At 41.0% G+C, this 5,194-nt stretch carries 4 protein-coding genes; 2 read left to right on the top strand and 2 right to left on the bottom strand.

The features are described from left to right. Positions 1–162: 162 nt before the first annotated feature. On the bottom strand, positions 163–1,074 hold the full coding sequence (locus tag ACYTXL_RS14420; protein WP_461925334.1) for a hypothetical protein: 912 nt from the start codon (positions 1,072–1,074) through the stop codon (positions 163–165). Positions 1,075–1,127: 53 nt separating this feature from the next. After that, on the bottom strand, positions 1,128–1,406 hold the full coding sequence (locus ACYTXL_RS14415) for a GlsB/YeaQ/YmgE family stress response membrane protein (RefSeq protein WP_292793546.1): 279 nt from the start codon (positions 1,404–1,406) through the stop codon (positions 1,128–1,130). A 519-nt stretch (positions 1,407–1,925) separates the two neighbouring features. Between ACYTXL_RS14415 and ACYTXL_RS14410 the strand changes: the two genes are divergently transcribed. Together ACYTXL_RS14410 and ACYTXL_RS14405 are read left to right on the top strand one after the other, a co-directional pair. Then, complete coding sequence (locus ACYTXL_RS14410) at positions 1,926–2,189, top strand: hypothetical protein (RefSeq protein WP_461925333.1); 264 nt, start codon at positions 1,926–1,928, stop codon at positions 2,187–2,189. A gap of 501 nt (positions 2,190–2,690) precedes the next feature. Then, positions 2,691–5,194, top strand: a 2,504-nt coding sequence (locus ACYTXL_RS14405; RefSeq protein ID WP_461925332.1) for a beta strand repeat-containing protein, incomplete at its 3' end; no start/stop codon positions are given.

Below are 5,194 nucleotides of genomic sequence, written 5' to 3'. Positions count from 1 at the left end.
ACCCCTTCTCGCAGATTTGGGAGAAGGGGAGCCAGAATTTCAAAGTCCCTCTCCCAGATATGGGAGAGGGATTTAGGGTGAGGGCAAAAACTACGCTTATAAACTTAGATGAGGTTATAGCATAAATTTTTAGAAATATCTACAATAATTACAGTACTTTAACTATAAGTTCGTAATAGTCTGGCGATCGCTTCTAACTGCATTAAGTTGAGATTGGCTATAGATCCGAAAATGTTGAATCTTATTACTCTCTAAAATAGCTCTTGCACCTGCCATGTATATATCAGTACTATTTATGACTAATAGGTAATTGCCAAGGGTCACTTGATGTTCATAATATCTGGCTAGCTCCTCAGGAATTCCTAAAATAGTGTAGTTATCTTTGTAGCTGCTGATATCTACCTCAGTAAAACTATTCAGCGTGTTTGTATCCTTAACAATCACCGAAATTTGACTCATCGGAAAGCCAGCACTTTTTAGTTCAGTAAGTGCTGTTTCTGTATCTTGACGCCTAGAAAAAATACCAACTGCATTTTTATAGCGACTATTTGGGGTAGAGTATGGCTGATAAATACCATACTGTAGAGTATCACGGCTATTAAAAATCCTCTTAGCAACACTAATCTCGCTGTCTATGGCGGTTACTATCACTAAATAGTAACCTTTATAAACTAGATCAGTGTAACCCTGTGCTTGCTCTTGAGGAATTCCTAAACTTAGCAACAAACCACGCAAACCACCTGCTAAAGTGGTAGCGATCGCTGTTGCTTCTCCTCCAGCTAGGATGACTCGGCCTATATCAGGAATTACGCAGAACACTAAACCGACTAATAAGCCAGTAAGACCGCCTAAAGTATCACCAGTAACGATTCTAGCAGCATCTTCTGAGAATGTATTGCCAGTGCTATCTTTAGATTCAACACTAGCAATATGATTTTGTTCTTCGGCATTCCGTGCAATTACAGAAACTTTGTGCATTGGAAAATTAGAAGCTTTGAGTTCCTGAAGTGCTAATTCTGCATCCGAACATCTAGCGAAAACTCCTATAGTTCTTCGCTCTTTTTCTAATGTCATTTTATCGGTTTATTGCAGCTAGAAGTGATTCCCAATACTGTTATTTCAGGTAATTACACAGCTCGACGAGTCACTAAACCCCAAAGGAAAATCAGTAGCATTGCACCAAGAACAGCAAATAAAATGCTTCCAAGGGAAAAAGCTCCTACAGATGCGGCGGCTGCGGAACTACTTCCTAGCAAAGTTTGACCCAAATAACCGCCAACAACGGCTCCAAGGATTCCTAAAACAATGGTGGAGAGAATACCGCCACCTTGGGTTCCTGGATAAAATAACTTAGCTAACGCACCTGCAATTAAACCCAAAACCAGCCAAGCAATAATATTACCCATTGTATTTTTCCTTAGTAAGAATCTGCTTTCTTTGCTTTTGACTTTTTCATCTTAAAGTTTTCCGACAAATTTTCTGATCTATCTAGAGAACTAATATCAAAAATCTTTAGATATCATTTGAATATTCACTAGGTGATATTTGAGGATGAATAGATAAATTAGTAACAATAATGTCTTTGGTATGGCAATCATCCAAAACTTTGATTATTCCCGCCCACTTACTTAAGTAGGTGGGCGGGAAAAAAACCAACTATGTTAAGATAAGTAAATACGGAGAATATATCTACTTAGGTAACAAATGATATGGGCGCTCCTTTAAGGGTATTCCTGACGCGTGAGCAACACTGCGCTGCAACTATTTGTAGTTGCTTTCTGGTAGATTCCTAACTCATAAACTCTTGAACTAAAAATCAGTTATTTTACTGATTACAAATATGTTCAGTCAGTAAGATATTGGATGTGTGGGAGATTACAAGCATTTATTTCCCCAAATTCCAGTTTATCAAAAATATTAGTACTATGACACAGGTTAAGCAAAAAGTATACCTTCTCACAGAGCAGCAACGTGATGGCTTACTTAACTACCTCCTCAACCGCCCATACCGTGAGGTGGCAACCGGAGTTGAATTTCTCAATAATGCACCTACTACTACCCTTAATGTTGAGCTTCCCAATGAAGAATTGGGAAGTATACCCGTAGAACAGGAATCTAAATCTCAAGTAAATACACAAGAAGAAGAAGCCTCTCCTAAAGAAGAATTTGCTATCCTGAGCCATGCCTAGCGTTAAATTTTATATAAGTAGCTGTTGTCAACGGTGTGCACCAATAACAGATCAAAAAGTGACTAGTACAGCACGACGTAAATCAAGTTCGTAATCAGGGCTTTAAATCCTGGATTTTTCACCCTGTGAGCGTTCTTATTACGAACTTGCTTACCCATCAATTTCAACTTGACAGAGTACTAGTAGTATGTCCCATAAGTTTTTATAGGTTCGTAGTTAGGACTTTAGTCCTTGACTTGAGCGATAAATCGCTCACTACAAACTCATCAAAATTAATGGGACAGACTACTATTAATGCTTCTATACAAGACGCCACGTGATTACAGAATTCGTAATTCCTATAGCGCAAGCGCAGAAAACGTTTTGCATTGCGTTGTTATTTAATTGCGGGCATTTATAACTATGACCTTCAAAAGGCTAGTTAAGTTTTTGTTTTGACGATTTTTTTAACCCTCAAATCTACACAAAACTTTTTTGCAAGAGATTTAATTAGTTAGCTATATGGATATCATTCAAATTAATACAAATCAATTTGGTACACAATCTTCCTCTTCTAATTCTCTACCATTTAATAGTTCAGATCCTTTTAATTATCAGGTTTCTCCCAGCAATTCTCTGATGTTTTCGGGTACAAGTCAAGCAGATAATCTATATCTGAAGGTTGCTGCAAATCATTTGGAGTTCAGTACCGATGGCAGCTATTTTTACCAGATAAACGGGTTGACACTTTCTAACAATACAAACATCTCGGTAAATTTAGCTGGAAATGATAGTTTGTACGTTGATAGTTCTCTAGTCCAGGCATTGAATAGTACAGGGGCGAAACTTAGCTTTGATGGTGGACAGGGAAATAATACACTATTCGGACCTAATCTTGACACAACATGGAATATCACTGGACAAAATTCTGGCAATGTTAGCGGTATTGAGTTCCAGAATGTTGAAAATCTTAAAGCTGCGGCCAATAACTACGCAACCTTTGTCTTTACTCCCAACGGTAGTCTCAGCGGCGTTGCAGATGGAGGTGATGGCAATTTAGGCACCTTGGTTCTCCAAGGTGGAAGCTACACTAGCACCAATTTTATCGCTAGTGGACCCCATTCAGGAGAGATTCTGCTTGATACCAAGACGATTCAGTATGCTGGGTTAGCACCAATTTTTGATAATAGCGTTACAACAGATCGGGTATTTACTGCCACTAATGGAAACGATCAAATCCTCGTCACAAAAGCTGCTACAGGACAAACCTCCATTTCTAGTAGTAATAATACTTTTGAGAGCATTACTTTTTTGAACCCCAGCAATTCACTAACTATTGATGGGCTAGGGGGTGATGATACAACTACTATAGGTTCACTCGATCCGAACTTTACTAAATCGTTAGTCATTAATGGTGATAGTGGTAATGATTCAGTAATTTTTGCTAATAATTTAACTCTTAATGGTGGGAATTTAACGGTAAATACTGAAAACATTACTGTAAACAATGGGGTAACTATAGACACCACTACTCATGGTGGTACTGACGGCATAATCTCTTTCACAGCTTCAGATACAGAAAGCGGTTTTAATGCGTCGGGACAAGTCCAAATTAATCTTTCTGGGGCAACCATCAAGGCTGGTAGCATCAATATGTCTGCTACCTCCACAGTCACTGGATCTGTAACGTCCCTTCCTACAGCGTTGGTTAACTTAGATTCTACAGCGAACATTGCTGTTATTGATTCCCACATTGAGAGCAGTGGTAATATAACCATTGCTAGCAGTTCTACAGTCATAGGAACGGCTAGTGCTCAGGGATTAAGCTCCTATATTGATACATCTGTAGATGCGGCAGTAGCTACTTCCATTATTAATAGTTCTGCGATCGCACACATTTCTGGGACAAGCTCGCTCGTCGCCAGCGGATATCTATCTGTAACAGCTAGAAACAATATCAATGCAATCACAAATGGTGATGCAACTGCTGCTACAGCTGGAGCAGGTATTGCAGTAGCCACGGTCACGAGTACTACAGACGCCTACATTGACAGTTCCAGTAATCAATCGATCTCAGCATCGAATATCACCCTTGCAGCGGACTCAGATAACAGTATTACCACAACAGCAAAGGCCAGCCCTGGCGGTTCAACTCAGAACGATCAGACCCCACAATCAAGAACTAAGAACAATGCCAAAACCAGCGACGGAGACGTTAAAGTTGCAGGGGCATTAGCATTTACTAACCTGAGTAGTAACACTGAGGCATATATTTCTCCCACCAATTCAAGCATCGGTGCTACAGTAACCACGGGTGCATTAACTATTCATGCCGCATCAAAAAACAACACCTCTACCCTAGCTGATGGCAGTAATGTAGGCAGTGGTGCGACTGGTGTTGGTGTTGCAGTGGCTATTAATCTTGCTAATGTGACTAATCAAGCCTATGTCGGTAGCAAGACATCTCTCAATACCAGCACGACTAATATTGAAGCCCTAACACCTACCACAAATACCTTTGTGGCTGAGGCCATCTCAGGTGCTGGCAGCTCAAGTAAAGTGGGTGTTGCTGGTGCGTTGGCTCTTAACAATCTAAATACTAGCAGTCAAGCATTACTGCTGACAGATGCGATAGTGGATGCCAACGATGGGGCAGTGACACTGACAGCAGAGAACAACACCAGTTCGACAACCAAAGCCGAGGCAGCGCAGACAGGGGCAGGAACCGTAGGCGTGGGTGCATCTGTGGCATTGGATTTGGAGCAAAACTCTGCCGAAGCATCAATCCAAGATAATGTTAGCCTCAGCAACGCCGGGGTACTCACCCTGGCAGCCACCTCAAATAACACCAGTACCACCAATGTTCAGGCAGGAGCAGCAGGTGGTACCGCCGTGAGTCCAGCCGTCGGATTAACAATTGTCGGCAACAACACCTTAGCGACCATTGGCGCGGGTGGTGTACTGACAGTAGGTAGTCTAAATGCCACAGCCCAACATTCAGGGAATAGCAGCACGACAGTTGATGC

The organism is Nostoc sp., assembly GCF_054880495.1.
Note: the sequence above shows the minus strand (reverse complement) of the source record. Positions and strands in the feature narration are given on the sequence as shown.

Coding starts and splice junctions, on each gene's coding strand:
- ACYTXL_RS14410 (WP_461925333.1), top strand. CDS start 1,926: ATGACACAGGTTAAGCAAAAAGTATACCTTCTCACAGAGCAGCAACGT.
- ACYTXL_RS14420 (WP_461925334.1), bottom strand. CDS start 1,074: ATGACATTAGAAAAAGAGCGAAGAACTATAGGAGTTTTCGCTAGATGT.
- ACYTXL_RS14415 (WP_292793546.1), bottom strand. CDS start 1,406: ATGGGTAATATTATTGCTTGGCTGGTTTTGGGTTTAATTGCAGGTGCG.